Annotated in this window: 20 protein-coding genes; 12 read left to right on the forward strand and 8 right to left on the reverse strand. The window is 71.8% G+C overall.

Annotation, left to right across the window (positions count from 1 at the left end):
• Positions 1 to 13: 13 nt before the first annotated feature.
• From ACWGH0_RS02110 to ACWGH0_RS02125, 4 genes are read right to left on the reverse strand one after another with little or no spacing between them, the layout of a single operon-like run.
• Complete coding sequence (locus ACWGH0_RS02110) at positions 14 to 805, reverse strand: ketosynthase (protein ID WP_453402178.1); 792 nt, start codon at positions 803 to 805, stop codon at positions 14 to 16.
• A complete protein-coding gene (locus ACWGH0_RS02115) occupies positions 802 to 2,007 on the reverse strand; it encodes a beta-ketoacyl-[acyl-carrier-protein] synthase family protein (RefSeq protein ID WP_453402179.1) in 1,206 nt (401 codons plus the stop codon). The genes ACWGH0_RS02110 and ACWGH0_RS02115 overlap by 4 nt, the downstream gene beginning before the upstream one ends.
• On the reverse strand, positions 2,004 to 2,264 hold the full coding sequence (locus tag ACWGH0_RS02120) for a hypothetical protein (RefSeq protein WP_453402180.1): 261 nt from the start codon (positions 2,262 to 2,264) through the stop codon (positions 2,004 to 2,006). Before ACWGH0_RS02120 ends, ACWGH0_RS02115 begins: the two co-directional genes overlap by 4 nt.
• Positions 2,261 to 2,578, reverse strand: coding sequence for an acyl carrier protein (locus tag ACWGH0_RS02125; protein ID WP_453402181.1), 318 nt, complete (start codon positions 2,576 to 2,578; stop codon positions 2,261 to 2,263). Before ACWGH0_RS02125 ends, ACWGH0_RS02120 begins: the two co-directional genes overlap by 4 nt.
• Positions 2,579 to 3,674: 1,096 nt before the next feature.
• On the opposite strand from ACWGH0_RS02125, the gene ACWGH0_RS02130 reads away from it, so the two are divergent.
• Positions 3,675 to 4,346 (forward strand): 4'-phosphopantetheinyl transferase family protein, encoded by a 672-nt coding sequence (locus ACWGH0_RS02130; protein WP_453402182.1) that lies wholly within the window; start codon positions 3,675 to 3,677, stop codon positions 4,344 to 4,346.
• Positions 4,347 to 4,656: 310 nt separating this feature from the next.
• Here the strand turns inward: ACWGH0_RS02130 and ACWGH0_RS02135 are convergent, their stop codons facing one another.
• The 4 genes from ACWGH0_RS02135 to ACWGH0_RS02150 are packed head-to-tail and all read right to left on the reverse strand — an operon-like array spanning position 4,657 to position 8,053.
• Positions 4,657 to 5,853: an amidohydrolase family protein gene (locus tag ACWGH0_RS02135; protein ID WP_453402183.1), complete on the reverse strand. Its 1,197-nt coding sequence runs from the start codon at positions 5,851 to 5,853 to the stop codon at positions 4,657 to 4,659.
• A 14-nt stretch (positions 5,854 to 5,867) separates the two neighbouring features.
• Complete coding sequence (locus ACWGH0_RS02140) at positions 5,868 to 7,010, reverse strand: MAB_1171c family putative transporter (protein ID WP_453402184.1); 1,143 nt, start codon at positions 7,008 to 7,010, stop codon at positions 5,868 to 5,870.
• Complete coding sequence (locus ACWGH0_RS02145; protein WP_453402185.1) at positions 7,001 to 7,516, reverse strand: hypothetical protein; 516 nt, start codon at positions 7,514 to 7,516, stop codon at positions 7,001 to 7,003. Before ACWGH0_RS02145 ends, ACWGH0_RS02140 begins: the two co-directional genes overlap by 10 nt.
• Positions 7,517 to 7,576: 60 nt before the next feature.
• Positions 7,577 to 8,053, reverse strand: a complete 477-nt coding sequence (locus ACWGH0_RS02150; protein ID WP_453402186.1) for a helix-turn-helix domain-containing protein — start codon at positions 8,051 to 8,053, stop codon at positions 7,577 to 7,579.
• 382 nt (positions 8,054 to 8,435) lie between these two features.
• Between ACWGH0_RS02150 and ACWGH0_RS02155 the strand changes: the two genes are divergently transcribed.
• From ACWGH0_RS02155 to ACWGH0_RS02205, 11 genes are all read left to right on the forward strand, one after another.
• Positions 8,436 to 8,966, forward strand: a complete 531-nt coding sequence (locus ACWGH0_RS02155; protein WP_453402187.1) for a GntR family transcriptional regulator — start codon at positions 8,436 to 8,438, stop codon at positions 8,964 to 8,966.
• Between the two features lie 200 nt (positions 8,967 to 9,166).
• Positions 9,167 to 9,286, forward strand: coding sequence for a keywimysin-related RiPP (locus ACWGH0_RS02160; protein WP_453402188.1), 120 nt, complete (start codon positions 9,167 to 9,169; stop codon positions 9,284 to 9,286).
• A 130-nt stretch (positions 9,287 to 9,416) separates the two neighbouring features.
• Positions 9,417 to 11,084 (forward strand): asparagine synthase-related protein, encoded by a 1,668-nt coding sequence (locus tag ACWGH0_RS02165; protein WP_453402189.1) that lies wholly within the window; start codon positions 9,417 to 9,419, stop codon positions 11,082 to 11,084.
• Positions 11,085 to 11,096: 12 nt separating this feature from the next.
• On the forward strand, positions 11,097 to 11,348 hold the full coding sequence (locus ACWGH0_RS02170; RefSeq protein ID WP_453402190.1) for a lasso peptide biosynthesis PqqD family chaperone: 252 nt from the start codon (positions 11,097 to 11,099) through the stop codon (positions 11,346 to 11,348).
• Positions 11,345 to 11,785 carry a lasso peptide biosynthesis B2 protein gene (locus tag ACWGH0_RS02175; RefSeq protein WP_453402191.1) on the forward strand — a complete coding sequence of 147 codons (441 nt, stop codon included), beginning with the start codon at positions 11,345 to 11,347 and terminating at the stop codon, positions 11,783 to 11,785. Before ACWGH0_RS02170 ends, ACWGH0_RS02175 begins: the two co-directional genes overlap by 4 nt.
• Positions 11,782 to 13,671 (forward strand): ABC transporter ATP-binding protein, encoded by a 1,890-nt coding sequence (locus ACWGH0_RS02180; RefSeq protein WP_453402192.1) that lies wholly within the window; start codon positions 11,782 to 11,784, stop codon positions 13,669 to 13,671. Before ACWGH0_RS02175 ends, ACWGH0_RS02180 begins: the two co-directional genes overlap by 4 nt.
• On the forward strand, positions 13,668 to 13,958 hold the full coding sequence (locus ACWGH0_RS02185) for a response regulator transcription factor (protein ID WP_453402193.1): 291 nt from the start codon (positions 13,668 to 13,670) through the stop codon (positions 13,956 to 13,958). The genes ACWGH0_RS02180 and ACWGH0_RS02185 overlap by 4 nt, the downstream gene beginning before the upstream one ends.
• Before the next feature lie 123 nt (positions 13,959 to 14,081).
• On the forward strand, positions 14,082 to 14,270 hold the full coding sequence (locus tag ACWGH0_RS02190) for an FDLD family class I lanthipeptide (protein WP_453402194.1): 189 nt from the start codon (positions 14,082 to 14,084) through the stop codon (positions 14,268 to 14,270).
• 157 nt (positions 14,271 to 14,427) lie between these two features.
• Complete coding sequence (locus ACWGH0_RS02195; protein ID WP_453402195.1) at positions 14,428 to 15,708, forward strand: lanthionine synthetase C family protein; 1,281 nt, start codon at positions 14,428 to 14,430, stop codon at positions 15,706 to 15,708.
• Positions 15,709 to 15,713: 5 nt separating this feature from the next.
• Entirely contained in the window at positions 15,714 to 18,803 is a 3,090-nt protein-coding gene (locus tag ACWGH0_RS02200) for a lantibiotic dehydratase (RefSeq protein WP_453402196.1), read from the forward strand.
• Positions 18,800 to 20,584, forward strand: a complete 1,785-nt coding sequence (locus ACWGH0_RS02205) for an ABC transporter ATP-binding protein (protein WP_453402197.1) — start codon at positions 18,800 to 18,802, stop codon at positions 20,582 to 20,584. Before ACWGH0_RS02200 ends, ACWGH0_RS02205 begins: the two co-directional genes overlap by 4 nt.
• Positions 20,585 to 20,589 lie beyond the last annotated feature (5 nt).

Raw genomic sequence — 20,589 nt, forward strand, 5'->3', positions numbered from 1 at the left:
CCTGGTCCGTTCATCAGGACACTTCCAGAAGCAGGTGCAGGCGACGCTCACCGAGTGCGGAGCCCATGTCGACGGTGACCGTGCCCGAGGCCGGCACCGCGCGCTCCGCGCGGACGGTGAGGTAGAGCTGAACGAGACCGGCCAGGTTCCCGAAGGCCGACAGGTGCTCGTCGGTGATGGGGGCCACGGAGACCTCCGCCGACCGGGGCGGGGAGTCGGCGCGGCGTATGAGGAACGCGACGGCGGCATCGACCTGTGCCGCGCCGACGTGCCGCCCGTCCGTCAGTTGTGCGTGAGCGCTGAGCGACCTGCTCTCCATCGCCAGTTCGACGCCGACGAGCAGCACCTGGTCCATGCCGTCGTCAAGGATCGTGTCCACGAGGTCCAGGGCTTCGCCGCGCAGGTCGCCGCGGAGGGCTACGCAGGTCGTCGGTCCGGTGATGCCGTAGTCGCGGGCGACCACGCCGAGGATCGTTGTCGGCACCGACTGGAAGAACAGCAAGGGGTTGGCCACCCGCCCGGACGCCAGCAGCCTGCTCCCGAGATCGGCGGTGGCCGAGTCGCCCAGGAGGGTCGCCAGCACGAGACCCGTTCGCGCGCCGTCGTCGCCGAAACCTGCGCCTCCCGTGACATCGGCCAGGCAGCGGCCGATGACGGCATTGACCAGAGGGCTGAAGGCCGATTCCACGAAGCCGGGCACTCGGCGTGCCTCGGCGGGTTCGACCGTGGTTCCGCCGACCGTGACACCGGACGGCACGACGAGAGCCTCGGAGACCAGGAGTCGTTCGCTGCGTGTCTCGGTCATGCTCGCTCCAGCAGCAGCGCCGTGTTGACCCCGCCGAAGGCGGAGTTGGTCGTCATCGCACGCCGCAGGCTCCCGCGGCGGGCGCCGTCGGTCACGTAGTCCAGGTCGCACTCGGGATCGGGCGTGGTGAAGTTGGCCGTCGGCGGGATCAGTCCGTGGTTGAGGGCCAGCAGAGTGATCACGGCCTCCACGGCCCCGGCGCCTTCGAGGGTGTGTCCCGTCGTGCTTTTGGTCGAACTGGCGGGAAGGTGCGCGGCCCGGTCCCCGAACACCCGGCGCAGAGCGCCGGTCTCGGAGGTGTCGTTGGAGGCAGTGCCCGTGCCGTGGACGTTGACGTAGTCCACCGCGTCGGGGCCGAGCCCCGCGACCCGGAGTGCGGACTCCATCGCCTGCGCGGTTCCGCGGCCTTCGGGATGAGGCCGGCTGGCGTGGTAGGCGTCGGAGGAGATGCCCCAGCCGGCGACACGGGCGAGCACGTTCGCGCCCCGCGCGGCTGCGCTTTCCTCGGACTCCAGTACCAGACACGCCACTCCGTCGCCGAGCAGCAGGCCGCTCCGGTCCTTGGAGAACGGGCGGACGAAGCCGTCCTTGGCGAATGCGCGTGCCGAGTCGAACTTGGCGAACAGCTCTCTTTCGACCAGGTACGCCCCCCCGCACAGCAGCGCGTCGGCGCGTCCTCGGCTGATGAGGCGACTGGCGTGGAGGATGCTGTCGGCGGAGGCCACGCACGCGTTGAGGAAGGTCAGGCGCAGCGGTCCCAGCCCGAGAGCGTCCCCCAGACCGTGGGCGAGTTGGCCGGGCACGCTGTCCTTCAGGAACGTCGTGTCGGGCGTGTCCGCCCCGTCGGCCACCGAGCGCCAATAGCGGGTGATCGGCGTGTAGTCCCCCTGGCTGCCGACGAGCGCGCCGGCGATCTTCGGCGGAGCGATGCCCGCCATGTCGATCGCGGCGCGCGAGCAGGCCAGCAGGGCGTCATGCTGACGCGGTGGCGCGTCCCCCGAGAAGCTCACGCCGGGGATCTCCGGGCCGTCGCCGTCGTAGACCGCCGCGGACGAGCACCGGAAAGGCGAGGTGTCGAACCGTTCGACCTCACGGAAGGCCGGACGGCTCGAGAACACTCCGTCGAGCAGCGCCTTCTCGCCGAAACCGAAAGCGGTGAAGACTCCGAAGCCCGTGACCACGACGCGGTGGGATCCGGTCATTGGCCTTCTCCTGGCCTCGCAGCGCTCCCGCCGGCCAGCGCGTTGACGTAGTCCGCGATCCGGTTGATGCTGGAAAAGTTCTCGCTTCTGACGTCCCGAAAGTCGAGTTCGACACCGAAGTCGGTTCTCAGGCTGTGGTCCAGCCAGGCAAGCGAGAAGGAGTCGACAACGATTTCCCCGTCGTCCTCGACGTGTTCTACGCCGGCAAGCGTCCTGCCTTCGACGAGGACCTTTCTGATGTCATTCGCCGTGATCACCGCGAACCACTGTTCTCCGTGCTCGCGCCGGCGGCCACTGTCGTGCGCTGCTTGACGACCTCGTCGATGAATTCGCCGAGCGTTCCGCGGAGCAGAGCTTCCAGTGTCTCGTCGGAGAATTCGATGTCATATTCCCGTTCGAGGTGGACCGTCACCTCCAAGATGCCGATCGACTCGACCCCGATCCCCTCCGGCCCGATCGAGGTGTTCAGATCAACGTCGTCGCCCAGTTCGATGCCTAAGGTTTCGTCCATGATGCGCGTCATCAGGGCGAGGATTTCGCGCCTTTCCGCTTCCTGGCTTTCTGCGGGCATGGCTGTCTCTCCTCTTGGTCGATGGGTCTGGCGGGTTCTTTTCGGCAGTTCGGTCAGCAACGCCCCGGGAATGCGCTCGATCGTTCCCCGGAAGTCCTGCGGCGAAGCGGGCTGTTTTCCCGGGGAGGCCGAGAGGGGCCGACAGGCGCCGGGTGCAGCGGCGTGGTCGAGAGAACCGCGTCCCGCAGGGTCGCGGCGGAACCGTGCGCGGATGCGCGTGCCGAGGCGTCAGCGCGATGCGTGCCGTTGCGCCGTTGCCTGGTGGCGTCGACCTCGGTCGCCGCTTCTTCAAGGAGGGCCGGGCCGTCGCGCTCGATCGGAAGCGCCGTCCCAAGGGCGGGATGTGCGGCTCGGGGCCGAGCAGACGCACTGCGTGCGCGATATGTCCGCGGTCGGCGTGGGTGGAGTTCCGCGCGCCTCTGCGTGTCGCCGAACGGGATATTCTCGATGCCGTCACCGATGCGCGGAAGGCATGAGGACTTCGTCCATTTCTTGGCGCCCCGTAGGTGAACAACCTTCGTACTGGGACAGGCGAATTCGGCGGGGGGTAAGTTTCCCGCCGAAGTTACGGCACCAGATAGGGTGAAGATCATTTCCTGTTGATCCCTTAAGTGTGGCGCGTTTTGGTGTATTTGGAGGGTCGCTGGGTTCACCTGGAATCGTCCTCGCGTTTGAGAAGTCGATCACAGGCCCGTCTTTCCGGGCAAGTCCTGCATGTTGTGACCTGGATCACTGTGCAACGCTGGGTGTCGAGATTCTGTCAACGAAACTGCGGTGACCTTTCGGGGATCTGTCATCGGCAGTTTTGAGAAGCGGATCTTGGGTTGATAAACAACTGATCTTGAGGAGTGATGGTGAAGCCGAGAAATGGCCGGAAGTGTTCGACCGCGGCGGCGATATTGCCGCAGCCGGCCTGGCGCATCAGGCCGACGGCGCACGGGTCGGTGGCGCACCGCCGGCGGCCGGGCGCGGTCTCCGGCGCCGGCACGGAACCGGCACCGGCCGCGACGACACATGCTGCTACCACGCACGGAGCAGTCGTGAACGCATCCTCCCGACCGGCCCTCTCCCCGGCCGGCACCCCGCGGGGTGCGCCGTGATCAGGGGGATCCTGCCGACCCCGGTGGTCTCCGCGGAGGCGTTCCGCGACCTGCCGCACGCGGTCCTCCTTCCCGGTGAGGAGGCCGCGATCCGAGGTGCACCGAAGTCGCGGCGCGCCGAGTTCCGGACTGTCCGCCACTGTGCCCGCACGGCCCTTGGCGAGCTGGGTCTGCCTCCCGCGCCCATCCTGCCCGGGCCGCGCCGGGAACCGCGGTGGCCGGAAGGCATCGTCGGCAGCATGACGCACTGCGCGGGCTACCGGGCCGCCGCGGTGGCCCGCGCCGGCGACGTCGCCTCCCTGGGTATCGACGCCGAGCCGCACGTGGCACTGCCCGACGGCATGTTGCCGGCGGTTGCCCGGTCGGAGGAGATCGCCCGGCTCGCCCGGCTGTACGCCCGCCGCCCCGGAGTGCACTGGGACCGGCTGACGTTCAGCGCCAAGGAGTCGGTCTACAAGGCCTGGTTCCCGCTCGCCCGTCGCTGGCTCGGCTTCCATGACGCGAGCCTGACCATCCACCCCGACCGGCAGGCGTTCGACGTGTCCCTGCACGACGACGGTCTGCGCCTCGCCGGACGTTCCCTGACCGCGCTGAGCGGGCGGTGGATCGTCGAGAACGACCTGATCGCCACTTGCGTGGTGGTCGACGCGGCAGCCGCCGCGGCTTGACCACACCGGCCGCCGTGTGTCGCGGGTGCTGCCCCGCGCACCCTCCCGCGCGCGGCCGGTGCTCGAGCCGGCCCTCACCCGGCCGATGCCCCTTCGGCGGAGTCGCTGGAGCGGCTGGACCTGGCTTCGGCCGCCCCCGGCGCGGCGCTGACCCCCGTATGGACCGCCGGGCGGACCCACGCCGACCCGCTCGACTGCATCGAAGTGCTGCGCGACCCCCAAGGCGAACGCCGAACGGTGCGCGACCTTCCAGGAGCAGGTCCCCCGCGAACAAGATCCCGGCCACTCGTGCTGGATGGGGGGCGCAGCTTTACGCAGAGAGAGAGGGGTGCACCCTGCCCGCCGCCATCACGAGGCGTACGTCGCGTAGCGCCTGGAGGTCCCGCATGGGGTCGCCCCGGACGACGAGCAAGTCCGCGCGGTGTCCCGGGGTGAGGGTTCCGGTGTCGGTGAGGCCGAGGGCCTCGGCCGTGCGCCGGGTGGCCAGGTCCACGATCTCCGGTGGCGTGCAGCCCAGGTGGGTGAAGAACTCCAGGCTGGAGACGAAGTCGTCGAAGACCGCGCGGCTCACCCCGGCGTCCGTGCCCGTGATCAGGCTGACCCCCCGCTCCCGCATGCTGCGCAGCCCGCCGAACATCGTCTCGGCGCGTTCGGCGCCGAAGCGCTGGGCGAAGCCCCGCCAGTCCGGACTGGCGGCCGGGCAGACGTGGATGCCCTTGGCCTTGATCTCGTCGACCACGTCGTCGATCAGCCGGAAGCCGTCCTGGTCGATCCAGGTGCAGTGCTCGATCGTGGCCACCCCCGCCTCGACCGCGGCCCGTATGCCCTCGGTGCCGTGCGCGTGGGCCGCCACCGGGAGGCCGGCACGGGCCGCCTCGGCCACCACGACGTGCAGTTCCTCCGCCGTGAACTGCGCGGACCAGATCGGCGGACCGTCCTTGGTGATGCCCCCGCCCGTCGCCATCACCTTGATGACATCGACGCCCAGGGCCGCGTTCCGGCGCACGAGGTCGCGGATGGCCTCCGTTCCCGAGACCTCGCCGCCCAGGAACCAGCAGTGGCCGCCGGAGCCCGTGACGGGCGTGCCGGCGGCCAGGATCCGGGGGCCGGGCAGACGGCCGGCCGCGATGCTGTCGCGCAGCCGTACCGCAAGGCCGTTGCGGTCGCCCAGGTCGCGCACGGTGGTGACTCCGCAGTCCAGCAGGGCGCGCGCCCGGTCGGCCATTCCCTTGCTCACCGTGGCGTCGTCGGCCTCCCGCAGCGCGGTGACCGGGTCGGGGCCCGCGTCCAGCGCGAGGTGGACGTGCGCGTCGACGAGGCCGGGCAGCAGCGTGCCGTCCGGATGGTCGTGGCGTGTGACGCCGACGGGGGCGCGGGCCTCGACCTCTTCGCGCGGGCCGACGTCAATGATCACGCCGTCGCGGACCAGGACCGCTCCGTCGGACAGCCGGCGCTCGTGGGTCCCGATGACCACGAGCCCGGCCGAGATCAGCGCTTGCGTCTCCATCGGTGCTCCGTTCCTCACGCGCGCGAAGCCGCCAGGGCCTCGGACATCCGTGTCAATTGCCGTACGTCGTCTTCCAGTCCGCCGTCCCCGTCCCCGTCGGGCAGCGCCACCGGCACCGCCTGCGACGGCGCCTCCTCTCCCGCCGCGTACGCCCGCAGCGCCGTCCGCAGATGGATCGCCGCGACCTCGGGCTCCAGGGGCACCTCGGTGTCCGCCACCAGCGCCAGATGGGGACTGATCCGGACCAGGCCGTCCCGGCACTCGATGACGCGTCGGTAGTAGCGGCGGTGCACGCTGCGCGGGGTCAGCACGTCCCACCAGCGGCCGGGCCGGGTGCGTTCGAGCGCGTCCTCCGGGAAGGCGGCGTGCAACTCGGTCCACAGCGGGGCGAGTCCGCGGTACACGCGGCCGTGGTGCCACCACAGCCGGATGCTCGCCCACCGTGTCACAAGGCCGGGGAAGACCACGCCCGCCACGAACAGTGGGATCGCCAGGTCGAGGACGAGCTTCGCGCCGACGATCACGGGGTGCGGCACCTCCCCGCCGAGGAGGCGTACGAGCGTCGCGGCCTCGCGGACCGCCGAGGCGAGCACCATGCCGGTCAGCGCGGCCGTCAGCATCCACAGCCCGGTCACCAGCGGCCGGCCCGCCAGCCGGGCGTACCGCACGGTCCACACCAGCGCGGTGGCCAAGGCGTACGTCAGGTAGGCGCCTGCCATGAGGTAGAAGACGGCGACGCCCGGCTCCCGCATGTCGGCGGTGGCGTACGTGTGGCTCCGCTCGACCCCGGGCGTCAGCACCATCGCCAGCGTGATGACGGCCGCGGTCGCGGCAAGCGGCACCGTCTGTCGCCGCACCCGCGCGGTGGCGGTCGCGCGGTCCGACGCCGCGTGGATGAAGAAGCAGCCGAGGAAGTGGACCGTGCCCAGCAGACAGAGGTTCTGCGCCAGCTTCGCGGCGCCGTCCACGGTCAGGCCGTTCACGAGCCGGGCTCCGGCCGGGACCCCGAAGGGGAAGGAGAGGCCCGCGCACAGGAGACAGAGGAACACCGCGCGGAGCATGCGGTCGGACGGGTCGCGCAGGCACTGCCTCCCCGTCCAGAGCAGTGCACCGTACAGGACGACAGCGAGCACCAGGGAGAGCACGGTCAGAGCCATCCCTGCCGGTCGGCCAGCGCGGCGTGCACCCGGCGCGCCGAGGCGTCACCGGGGGCGCGGGGCGTGACCCGGTCGAGGACCGAGGCCCATTCGAGGATGATGGTGGCAACGAGCTCGGCCTCGCGCTCCCGCTCCTCGACGTACGAAGTGCGCCTCAGCGCCCGGTTGATCGCCTCGACCGACAGATCGGGCAGCAGCTCCTGCCACACGGCGTCGTCCGACTGGTCGCCCGCGTGGTCGGCGAGGATGTGACCGACCTCGTGCAGGACGATGTGGTCCTGGTGTGCCTGACTGGTTTCCTTCTGGAAGAAGATGTAGTCCGCGTGGGCGCCGGCGATCCACAGACCGTAGGGGCCGGGGACGGGCAGGGAGTACGGGATCAGCCGGATCGGCCGCCCGCGGTGCTCGCCGAGGAGCCGGCACAGGTCGGGTACGTACAGGGGCGGTGTGATGCCCAGCTCCCTGAGGACGGAGCGGCATCGCTTGCGTAACCGTCGTTCGTTCAAAGACCAACTCCGCTGGTGGATGTCCCGCGTCCTGGTCTGTCATCCAACGGGGTCACACTGTCAAGATCCAGGACGATTTCGGCCATCATCCCCGGCAGCGCCGCCGCGTTCGGCCTGCTCCAGGCGGTAGACGACGTCCAACAGGTCCATCACCTGCTTGCGGTGCTCCTGCGACAACTGGCCCGCCCGCATGGCCATCAGCTTCACGTCACTGCCCTGGGAGGCCTCGTGCAGCCGCGCCTGTTCGGAGGCGAGCGCCGAGAGCTGCGTCTCGATGCGTGCGCCCGCCTCGTCGTCCACGAAATAGGCCGTGGGCACACCGAAGAAGGCGGCCAGCGCCTGGAGATGCCGGAGCGTCGGATTGGTCTTGCGGCTCTTGCGCAACTGCCAGATGTAGGACTGCGAGATGGAGACGCCGGTGTCTCGGATGGCCGATGCCACCTGCTCGTTGCTGTACTCGTGAGCGACATCGGGTCGGACGGTCTCGAAGAGTCGGTTCAGCTTGTCGGCGAAGCTGTGATCGGCTTTCTCCGGCACGGCGTCCACCTCCCCTTCGGCTGGTACGGGGCTTCCGCGCGGACTCCGGTACGGGATCCGAGGCTGAAGCCGGTACGTGTGTCGATGCGCCTTCCACTGAGGTGAATGCACGCAACACCCACTCTGGCCGAGCCAGTTGAAGACCGTCAAGCGCCGGGCTACGGTACCGCTGCACCGCCTGTCGACCGACGTGAAAGATCCGGTAGTCGAGGCGTCGACGTGAGTCGATGCCTGACCAGGGGAACGCCGGCAGCTTGTGGCTCCCGCTGACCACGGGGGCCGCCCGTCGCGCTGCCTCGACGCCGGGCCACGTCCCCGCGCCGACGAGCCGACGGCAGGCGCGTGAGGCTGAGCACAACGTGAGCAGAAGGGGGATTCACGAATGTCACCAGTGCCGGGAACGGCCCACATCCGCGTCCATGCGAGCGTCGGGGCGGAGCCGCTCTACGCCCGGATCCGGGCGAGACTCAGGATGGACATCGCCGCCGGCCGGTACGCCCCGGGGGAGCACCTCCCTCCGGCGGACCAGCTCGGCCGGGAGTACGGAGCCAACAAGAACACCGTCCTGCGGTCGCTGCGGCTGCTGCGCAGTGAGGGCCTGATCGACTTCGGTCGGGGACGCGGCGCGGTCGTGCTCCACGGCAGGCAGCCGGTGGACCTCGACGACATCTCCGACCAGCTCCAGCGCGTTGTCAACCTCGCCGACGTCTCGGGCATCCCGCGCGCCGCCATCATCTCCGCCATCGAGCGGATGCCCAGGGTGGCCGCCCGCCATGGCCGTACGGTGCGGCGCGGACGGTCGGCTCCCGGGACCGCCGACCGGGCTGGTGCCAAGGAAGCTCATGCGGAGAGTGAGCAACAACCCAACAAGACCATGCTGATCCGCCGCGGGCGGCCCACCCGATCCGGTTGATCACAGCCCCTCTCCTCCCAGGTGAGGACCCTGCCGCAGGAGACCGGACCACCCTGACGAGGCGGTCCACGGAGCGTGTTGGGCGCCGGCCGCACCTTGAGCGGCCGCAGGCCCGCGGCCGAGGATCCTCGTAGGCGGTCACCGCTTCCCGGGAACGGGGCCGTCTCGCCAGAAACCCAGCGAGAGAAGGGATCAGAATCATGGCCAAGAAGGTCTACGAGGTGCCGGCGCTGTCCAAGGCCGGCGACTTCCGCAAGGACACCGGCTTCCTGAAGCGTGGGCCGCACGAGCCCCGGGTCCGCCTGCCTCTGGGCTGGTAGTCCGATGACAGGCCACGGCGAGGGTTGGTTCGCGCTGTTTCCGGACTGTGAGGCCGCCCTCGCTGTGGCCTCCCGCCTGGAGGCACGTTCGGCTCGAACCCTCACGCACCCGTCCGGAAACCCGTTCATCGTGGGCGACTGGGCAGGCTCCGTCCACGCCCGCAACAGCCACGGGCTCTTCGTGGCGCTCCTCGGGCACACCCCGGTCTGCGCCGCCGAACTCGAGGCGCACCTCGCCGGGGTGCGCGAGATCGACGCGGTCGACCGGCTGACCGCCCGGCTGCCCGGTGACTTCCACGTCGTCGTCGAGGCCCACGGCGAGATCCACGCCCATGGTACGGCCGCCGGGCTGCGCCGCCTCTTCTACGCCGCCTCCGACGGGCTCACCGTCGCCGCCAACCGCGCCGACGTCCTGGCCCGGATGCTCGACGCGCCCGTAGACGAGGACGTCCTCGCTCTGCGCCTGCTCGACTTCGTCCCTCACCCGCTGGGCGACGTCCCGCTCTGGCGCGGTGTCCACGCGGTCGTCCCCGGTGAACTCCTCCGGTTCGGCCGCACCCCCGCCCGGACGACCCGCTGGTGGGAGCCGCCCCGCACGCACGTACCGCTCGCCGAGGGCGCCGAGGCGCTCCGGCACGCGCTCGAAGAGGCGGTACGGATCCGGGTGGACGCGGCCGGCACCGTCAGCGCCGACCTGTCCGGCGGGCTGGACTCCACCACCGTCTGCGCGCTCGCCGCCCGGGTGAGCGACGGGCCGCTGCCCGCGCTCACCATGCCGAGCCGGGACCCGGGTGACGACGACGAGCGGTGGGCGCGGCTCGCCGCCGCCGAGATCGACGGCCTCGACCACGTCATGCTCGACATCGACGAGATCCCGCTCTTCTACAGCGGCCTGCTGGACGTCCGCGGTCCCGTCGACGAACCCCTGCCCACCATCCTCGACCAGCCGCGTCAACTCGTCGGCCACGACAGCCTCCTGGCCGGCGGCTCACGGCTGCACCTGACCGGCATGGGCGGCGACCACGTCCTGTGGGGCCACCCCGCCCACCACCGCGACCTGCTGACCAGCCACCCGCTCACCGCACTGCGCAGCATCCGCGGCTACCGCGCCCAGAACCGCTGGTCGCTGCGGGAGACGCTGTCGGTGCTCACCGACCGCCGCCCGTACGGGCAGTGGCTCGCCGACGCCGCCGACGCGATCACCGCCCCCCGGCCCGGCCCGCACAGCCCGGACGTGCTCGGCTGGGACATCCCGCCGCGCCTCCCGGGCTGGGCCACGCCCGACGCCGCCGCCTCCGTACGCCGGAGTCTGCGGGAGGCCGCCCGCACCGCCGAACCACGCGGCGCGACCCGGGCCCTGCACAACGAACTCCACACACTGCACCACGGCACGCGCGCCACCCGGATCCTGCACCAGGTCGCCGAGCACAGCGGTCTGCCGCTGGCCAGCCCCTTCCTCGACGACACGGTGGTCGGGGCGTGCTGGTCCGTGCGGTCCGAGGAGCGCGCCACCCCGTGGGAGTTCAAGCCGCTGCTCAAGACCGCGATGCGCGGCCGGGTCCCCGACGCCCTGCTGCGCCGGACGACCAAGGGCGAGGCGTCCGCGGACGCGGCCAACGGCCTCCGGGAGAACCGGGGCCGGCTCGCCGACCTGTGGCGGGACTCGTACCTCGCCAAGACCGGCCTGGTCGACGCCGAGCGGCTCGTCGACGTCACCCTGCGGCCCTCGTCGCCCGAACTGCGGCACGGCGGCCTCGACGCCACGCTCGCCTGCGAGATCTGGCTCCGCACCATCTGAAGGGGAAACACGATGCAACTGCGCGAGGACGTGTCCTTGGTCGACACGGACTACGGAAAGGTCCTGCTCGACGGCGGAACCGGCGAGTACTGGGAGCTCAATCCGACGGGCAGCCTGGTCCTGACCGCCCTGCTCGCCGGCACACCGGCCGATGAGATCGCCGCCACTCTCTGCTCCGAGTTCGACGTGGACGGCGACCGGGCGACGGCCGACGTCGGCGAGCTCCTGACCGCCCTGCGCGACGCCCGCCTGGTCCGGCCATGAGTTTCCACACCGTGCCGGAGACCCACACCGGGACGTCGTTGGCGCAGCGCACCGCCGCCCGCCTCGCCGTGGCGGCTGCCCGCCCCCTGCTCCACCTGCCGCCCGCCCGGCTCGGACGCCTCCTTCGCCTGGTGGCGCGCGGTGCGCGGCCGGCCGGACACGACCGTACGTACCGGGCGCGCCAGGCGGTCACCACGGTCAGCGCGGTGTGCGCGGGACGCGAGGGGTGCCTGCCCCGTTCGGTGGCCACCGCGCTGCTGTGCCGGGCCAGGGGGGAGTGGCCCACCTGGTGCGTCGGCGTTCGCGCCACGCCGCCCTTCGGCGCCCACGCCTGGGTGGAGGCGGAGGGCCGGCTGGTCGGCGAGGAACTGCCCGAGAGCTACTTCCGGGTGCTGATCAGCGTGGGCTCCCGGACCGAGGAGAGGAGCCGCCCATGACGGAGCCGCCCCTGACGGAGCCGTCCGTCACCAGGCCCACGACCGGGTCGCCGGGGCCCGGGACGGAGCCCGCGACCGAGCCGACGGCCAAGGGCGCCGCGGCGCCCGAGGGGCCCCGCCCCCGCGACCTGCTGCGGCTGCTGCGCGGGAGCGGCCGTACCGTCGGCGCCGCGCTCGCGCTCACCGTCGCCGGGACGGTACTCGGCCTGTTCCAACCGCTCCTGACGATGCGTCTGATCGACCGTGTCGCAGCCGACCGCGCCGTCTCTCTGATGGTCGTCGCACTGGCCGCCCTCTTCATCGCCCAGGCGGCCCTTGAGGCGTGCGGCCAGTACCTGCTGGACGTGACCGGCGAGAGCGTCATCCGGCGCCTGCGCCGACGGCTCGTCGAACGGCTGCTGTTCGTACAAGTCCGCGAGCTCGAGGGCCGACGGGTCGGCGATCTGCTGTCACGCGTCGGCACCGACACCACCGTGCTGCGCGACATGGTGGCGGGCAGCTTCGTACAGCTCGTCACCGTCTCCGTGACCGGTGTCGGTGCGGCCGGGCTGATGCTCTGGATCGACCCGGTGATGTTCCTCGTCGTCGCCGCGACGCTCCTGGTTGCCGCCGTCCTCGTCGCCGGGGTGATGGCGGGCATCCGTACCAGTACGGAACAGGCCCTCGCCGGCGTCGGCGCGATGACCGCCGACCTCGAGCGCGCCCTCGGCGGCATCCGCACCGTACGGGCGTCCCGCGCCGAACACCGGGAGGCCGAGCGGATCGGGGCGGACGTGGACGCGGCTTACGCCGCCGGGGTGCGCTCGGCCCGGCTCGGCTCCGTCGTCGGGCCGGCCATGGAGATCGCGGTCAACGGATCCTTCCTGCTCGTGCTGCTGATCGGCGCCGTCCGGGTCTCCAACGGCTCCATGTCCGTCAGCGAACTGGTGGCGTTCCTGCTCTTCGCCACCTATCTCGTGATGCCGCTCGCGGGGCTCTTCAACGCGCTCAGCCTCATCCAGCGCGGCCTCGGGTCGCTGCGTCGCATCGAGGACGTCCTGCGGCTCCCGGCGGAGGGGGCCGAGGAGGCCGGCGCGGCGGTGGAGGCCCCGCCCGCCGAGCCCTCCGCCCGGACCCCCTCGCCCCTGCTCGACCTGCGTGAAGTGACGTTCTCGTACGGTGAGCGGCCCGTGCTGCGCGGGGTCTCCCTGGCCGTGCCCCGGACCGGGCTCATCGCGCTCGTCGGCCGGTCCGGCGCGGGAAAGACCACCCTCGTCTCGCTCGTCGAGAAGTTCTACGAGCCCGACGGCGGACACGTCCTCTTCGACGGCGAGGACCTCAGCGGAACTGACCCGCGCGCCCACCGAGCCCGTATCGGACTGGTGGAGCAGCACGCGCCGCTGCTCTACGGAACGCTGCGCGACAATCTCACGTACGCGAACCCGGAAGCCGACGAGGAGAGAATTCGCGAAACGCTGCGGATGGTCAATCTCACCGAACTCGTCGAACGCCTTCCGGAGGGCCTGGAAACACCTGTCGGCGACCGCGGGTTCAACCTTTCCGGTGGCGAGCGTCAACGCGTCGCCATCGCCCGCGCGCTGCTTCCCCGGCCCGAACTCGTCCTGCTCGACGAACCGACCTCGCAACTGGACCCGATCAACGAACGCGACCTCACCGACATGCTCCGCGACATCTCCCGGGAGCGCGCGCTGCTCGTCGTGGCCCACCGCATGTCGACCGTACGCGCCGCCGACCGGATCGTCGTTCTGGACGACGGCCGGATCAGCGCCGTGGGCACCCATGAACAGCTGCTCAGCGAGGATCCGTTCTACCGCAGGCTGACCACCGACCACCTCATGCGGCCGCTGGACAGGGCCGCTGCAGACAGGAGCGTCGCAGCGCCGTGAGCGAGACCGGCACACCCCACTCCGCACCCGCCCGCGCGCCGGGCGGGCCGCACTGGAAACCCGCGCTCGCGCGCGTCGGCCGACTCACCCCGCGAGAGCAGGAGACCTTCCTGCTGCTCGCCGAGGGACTGTCGAACGAGTCGATGGCGCAGCGCCTGCACGTCACCGAGAGAACCGTGCGCGCGCATGTCGCCGCCGTCATGGAGAAACTGGAACTCGATTCCCGCCTTGCCGTGTGCCTCGCCTCCTATGCCTTCGCAACGGAAGGTATTCCCCGTCCGGCGTGAATATTGTCGCCACGGCCAATGGAAGCGATGACCGATATTCGGCAGGCTTTGTCCGGCGCCGGGAAAACACCGGCGTTCCCGGCGGATTCCGCCGCCGGGAAGGAAACTCCGAAAGGAAAAGTCGTGTCGGACGCATTCGACCTGGACGCCCGTATCTCCGCCCCCGTCGCCGGCCCCGCCGGTGAGCAGGCGCCCCCGCCGTCGATCTCGACGATAGCCACCCGCACCGTCTGCACGCGTGTCGGCTGCAGCGTCACCAAGACGTGTGCCTGCACCTCGATGTGCACGATCCTCTGCGTGGGCCCCAAGTAGGCACGGGCTGAACGTCTGACGGGTGCTGCCGTGGTGGAGACACGGCAGCACCCGTCGACGCAGCGCGAGCAGCACGCCGAACAGACAGGACTGGACTGACATGCACCTCGCCCACCACGGTAACGACACTTGGGCCGGCACGGCAGACCCCGCACTCGTGCGGCGCGCACGGACGGCGATCAGCCAGATCGTGGCCGCGACCACGACCCCCGCCCAGCTCGACGACCTCGCGCTGCGCGCCGCCGAACAGAGCGACACCTCCGGCGCCTGGTACCCGCCGAGTCTTACCCACGGTCTGGCCGGTTCGGCGCTTCTCCACCTGTACGCCGCTCGCGCCGGGCTCGGTGAGCCGGACACGGCGTACGCCCACATCCGCGAGGCGGTCCTGTCCACTCAGGTCGAACCCCTGGAGCACTACGGCCTGTTCGCCGGCACCAGCGGTCTCGCCCTCGCCCTCGCCGACGTCGCCCGGGACGAGCCCCGCTTCGTCCCCAGCCTCGACCGGCTGAACGAGCAGCTCGCCGAGCAGGTCCTCGCCGCGCCCCCGCACCGGGTCGAGCGGGCCGTCAGCGACCTCGACTACGATCTGGTCACCGGCGCTGCCGGTACCCTCGCCCACCTCTGCGCCGTCCCCGAGCCCTCCGCGCGCGTCGCCGAGGCCGTCGCCGTGCTCGTGGACCACCTCGTCTGGCTCGCCGGACCCGCCGAGACCGAGGCCACCCCGCACCGCTGGCTCATCACCCCGGCGCACTACCCGCCCGTCGGCGACTACCACGCCAAGTACCCGCACGGATACCTCAACCTGGGCCTCTCGCACGGCGCTCCGGGCGTGGCCGCCGCCCTCGCCGCCGCCTGGGAGGCGGGCCACCGCAGGCCCGGCCAGCGGGAGGCCGTCGCCCACCTCACCCGCTGGATCCGCGACCGGGCCGGCGCCGACGCGTACGGGCCGGTCTGGGGCGAGGGCGTTCCCGTCGACGAGCACGGCCGCGAGGCCGCCACCGGGTGCGGGCACGACCGGATCGCCTGGTGCTACGGCACCGTCGGCGTCGCCGGCGCCCTGCTGACCGTCGCCGAAGCCACCGCCGACGAGGAGCTCCGTACCGCCGCCGTCACCGCCTTCGAGGGCGCCCTCGCCCGCGCCGGGAACCTCCGCCCGCTGTCGCCCACGCTCTGCCACGGGCTCGCCGGACTCGTCATGCTCACCCTGGAGTTCGCGCCCCACAGCGCCGCCGCCCGGGACCGGCTCCCGGCCCTCGTCGGGGAGTTGCTCGACGATCACGAACCGGCCCGCCCGCTCGGCTTCGCCGACCTGGAGGACCCCGGCACCCCCGTCGACGACCCGGGGCTCCTCACCGGCGCCACCGGAGTCGCCCTCACCCTGCTCGCCGCCCTCGGCGACCAGCGGCCCGCCTGGTTCCGCGCCTTCCTCGCCCGGTGATGCCCATGCCGTCCTACGAGCCCGCCGGGTTCTTCCTGCTGCGCTCCCCGGTCCTGCCCGCCCGCGCCTTCCTCGACCTCACCGAGGACCCCGCCCGCACCCCACAGGCCCTCGTCGACCTCGCCCGCCGCCCCGACGTCGCCCGCGCGCTGCTCGTCGCCAGCGAGGACCTCGCCGGCAGCCTCGACCGCCTGGACGACCTCACCGAAAAGCGCCTCCGCCGCCTGCGCTCCGGGCTGCTGCGCTACCTGACCCGCATGGCGACCCGGCCCACCCCCTTCGGTGCCTTCTCCGGCGTCGCGATGGGTGAGTTCGGCGCTGCCACCACCGCCCGTCTCGGCCGGCCCGAGGACCACCGGCTGCGCGTCCGGGCCGACATGGGCTGGCTGCTGGCGCTCATCGAGAAGCTGGAGGAGGACGCGGACCTGCTGAGCCAGCTCCACCTCGTCCTCAACCCGACGGCCGCCCGCGCGGGCGACCGCGTCGTCCTGCCGCAGGCCGACAAGTACGGCCGCCACGACGAGCGGACCGTCCGCGTCCGCGCCACCCCCGCCGTCGACCTCGTCATGCGGACGGCCGGCGCGCCCGTCCCGTACCAGCGGATCACCGCCGAACTCGCCGCCGCCTTCCCCGACGTGCCGGCCGATACCGTCGCGGGACTGGTCCGGCAGCTCTGGGACCTGGGCTTCCTCATCGGTGACCTGCGGCCGCCGCAGACCGCCGGGCGCCCCGAACACCACGTCCTGAAGAAGCTGACCGGCGTTCCCGCGGCCGCACCCGCCGCCGAACGGCTCCGGGTCGTCGCCGACCTCGCCGACCGGGTCCACGACACCGCCTCGCTGCGCGCGCTCGCGGCGGCGCAGAGCGACCTCGTGCCGGGCCACACCGGACGGAGCTACCAGGCGGACACCCTTCTCGACCTGCGCGAGCCGGTCCTGGACGCCTCCGTCGGGCAGGTCGCCGCCGAAGCCGTCGGCGTCCTGATGCGGCTCAGCGCCGCCCACGGCAGGCGCGACCACCTGACGCGCTACCGCGAGGAGTTCACCGAGCGGTACGGCGCCGGGACCCGCGTCCCCGTCCTCAGTCTGCTCAGCCCCGACACCGGCCTCGACGCACCACCGACGTACACCAATCCGCCACGCTCGATCGAGCTGCCCACCGGCCCTCCCGACGACACCGCCCGCCTGGACGGCGCGCTCGTCGCGTTCGCCCAGCAGGCGTGGTGGGACCGCGCCGACGAGGTCGAGCTGACCGACGCATGGCTGGACCGGCTCGCCCCGCCCGGCCCCGTACCGGACCCGCCACCCGCGATGGAGGCGTACGTCCAGATCCATGCCGCCGACCGGCAGGCCCTGGACCGGGGGGAGTGGCGAGCGGTCCTGCGCCACGACAGCCTCACCTACGGCGGACGCACCTTCGGTCGTTTCGGCGACCTGCTCGGTGTGGACGCCGTGGAACGGCTCCGGGCGTACGCGCGGCGTGAAGAGGCCCTCTTCCCCGACGTTGCTTACGCGGAACTCGCCTTCCTGCCGCCCTACGGCCGCGCCGCCAACGTGACACTCCGCCCCGCCGTGCGGCCCTACGAGATCCCCGTCAACACCGCCCCGTCGGTGGGCCCGGACCGGATCGTGCCGCTGGACGACGTCCTGGTGGGCGTCACCGGGGACCGCTTCCACCTGTGGTCGCGCCGGCTCGACCGGGAGATCGTCGTGGCGCAGCACCACATGCTCAGCCCGACCCTCGCGCCGAACGTCGCCCGCTTCCTCATCGAGGCGTCCCAGGACGGCTACGTCCTGCCGACCGGCTTCTCCTGGGGACCGGCGGAGGCGGCCCCGTTCCTGCCCCGCGTCAGCCGGGGCAAGGCCGTCCTGCGGCCCGCCCAGTGGCGGCTCGCCGCCCACGCCGCCGGCGACCTCGACGGCTGGCGGGCCCGGTGGCGGGTACCCCGGCACGTCTACCTCGTCGAGGCCGACCAGCGGCTGCTCCTCGACCTCGACCACCCCGCGTGCCGCGAGGAGATCCGTACCGAACTGGCCAAACGGACCGACGTCGTCCTGCACGAGATGCTGCCCTCCTTCGACGGCATGTGGCTCCAGGACGAGGCGGGCGAGCGCTACGCCGCCGAGGTCGTCGTGCCCGTCGTCGCCCGCGACGCCGTGCGCGCCACCCGCGCGCCCGTGCCGCGTCACGGCCGGGAGATACCGGTGGAGCGCCACGCCCCCGGCAGCGCCTGGACCTTCCTCAAGGTCTACGCGGCGCCCGAGCGGCAGGACGAGATCATCGCGGGCCCGCTCCGCGACCTCGTCGCCGAACTGACCGCGGAGAACCTCCTGGACCGCTGGTTCTACATCCGGTACGCCGACCCCTTCCCGCACCTGCGCCTGCGGGTGCGCGGCACCGAACCGGCCCAGACCCTCACCCGGGTCACCGCGTGGGGCCGGAGCCTCGTCGGCCTCGGGCTCGCCCGTGACATCGAACTCGCCGCATACGCACCGGAGATCGCCCGTTACGGCGGCCAGGACGTCTTCGACGCGGTCGAGCGGCTCTTCCGCGCCAACAGTGAGGCCACCGCCCTGCTGCTGTCCCGGCGCCTCGACGTCAGGCCCGAGTTCCTCGCCGTCGCTGCCCTCGACATCCTCCACGTCCAGTGGGGCGCCGACCTGGCCCCGTACGCGGAACACGGCGCAGGCCCGGACGACGCCCATGTCCGCGACACCCGTGCGCTGTTTCGCGCCCATCGCGACTACCTGTGCGAACTCCTCAGCCCCTGGGACCGCGACCCGCACGAGGAGGGCCGGGCCCACCGCCTGCTGTTCCAGGAGACCTTCGCGGCACAGGCGCACGCCGTGGCGCAGACCGCGGAGGCGGTGTGGGCGGCCGCCCGGGAAGGGGTTCTGGTCGGCTCCGAGGACCAGGTCCTCGCCAGTCTCGCCCACATGCAGATCAACCGCCTGCTGCCCATCGACCTCGACCGGGAGGCCCGCAGCCACGCCCTGTGGGCCCACGTCCGGCGCGCGGTCCGCGGCCGCGAGGCGGCCGCCGGCGCCCCGCCGGGCGCGGGGGGACCGGCCGGGCCGGGAGAGGAGCGCCGATGATCTGGCTGCGCGTCAGCGGGCTGTTCTGGCGGCTCAGCCCGCTTCGGGTCACAGCCTTCACGATTGTCTCCGTCCTGCTCGCCCTGATCCCGGCCGCTCAGATCGGCCTCGTCGCCGCCGTCGTGCAGGGCGTCGCCGACGCCGTCACCGGCGACCCGGACGCCGGACGCACCGCCCTGCTCGCGGGCGTCGCGCTGCTGGGCGTGGGGCTGGCCAACCACGTCCTCGGCACGTTCCTCCAGTACCTCGACACCCTGCTGCGCCTGGAGCTCACCGCCCGCGTGGGCGAGTGGGTGATGCGCAAGGGCACCCGGCTCGACCTGGAGCAGTACGAGGACGCCGAGATCTACGACACGATGCAGCGCGCCTTCCAGGAGAGCAGCGGCGGCCGTGTCTACCAGGTGTTCACCCAGCTCCTGGAGGTGGCCCGGGAGTTGGTCACGCTGGCGACCGTCAGCGTCGTGCTCTTCTCCTGGAGCCCCTGGATCGCCCTGGTGATCCTGCTCTCGCCCGTCCCGTCGGTGATCTCGTACATGTTCTTCAGCCACAAGGCGTACGAGATCGAGTACGAACGGGCCCCCGACCGCCGCCGCCTGTACTACTACCAGCACCTCACGACCACCGATCACACGTACAAGGAGGTACGGCTCTTCCAGCTCGGGCCGCACCTCCTGGAGCGGTACACCCGGCTCGTGCGGACCTTCTTCGACGTGGACCGGCGGCTCGCACGCCGGCAGTCCGTCCTCGGCGGCGTCCTCGGCCTGGTCAGCGTCGCCGCCTCGTCCGGCGCCGTGCTCTGGGCCATCCACTCCACCACCGACGCGGGCCAGGTCGGCCAGCTCGCCGGCTACCTTCAGGCGGTCGGCTCGATCCAGGTCTCCGCGCACGGCATGCTGCTCGGCATCGCCGCCCTCTACAAGGACAGCCTCTTCCTCGGCAACCTCTTCGCCTTCTTCGCCCTGCCCGAACGCCGGCTCAAGGGCGGCACCCGGCCTTTCCCGGAGAAGCTCCGCAAGGGCATCGAGTTCCGGGACGTGCGTTTCGTCTACCCCGGCACCGGCCGCGTCGTCCTCGACGGCGTCAGCTTCACCCTCCCGGCAGGCGAGTGCGTCGCCCTCGTGGGGCAGAACGGCGCGGGCAAGACCACCCTCGTCAAGCTCCTCACCCGCCTCTACGAGCCGACGGGCGGACAGATCCTGATCGACGACGTGCCCATCGAGGAGTACGACCTCGACGATCTGCAACGCCACATGGGCGTCATCTTCCAGGACTTCATCCGCTACGAGCTGCCCGTCCGCGACAACATCGGCTTCGGCCGCGTCGAGGCCCGGGAGGACACCGCGCGCATCGCCGAGGCGGCCCGCGCGGGTGGCGCCTCGGCGATCGTGGAGTCGCTGCCACAGGGCCACGACACCGTCCTCGGCCGGCACTTCGAGGACGGACACCAGCTCTCCGGCGGCCAGTGGCAGAAGATCGCCCTCAGCCGTGCCTTCATGCGGCGCGCCCCTGTCGTCGTCCTCGACGAACCCACCGCGGCGATCGACGCCGAGGCCGAGGCCGAGATCTTCTCCCGGCTCAAGGACGTCGCCCGCGGCGCCACCTCCCTCGTCATAGCCCACCGCTTCTCCACGGTCCGGATGGCGGACCGGATCGTCGTCCTGGAGAACGGCAGGGTCAGCGAGGACGGCGTCCACCGGGACCTCCTGCGGGCCGACGGCGTCTATGCCCGTCTCTTCCGAATCCAGGCTTCGGGCTATCTGACCGAAGCCGCGTCCTCCTGAGGCCG

This window comes from Streptomyces sp. NPDC054887 (assembly GCF_053610585.1).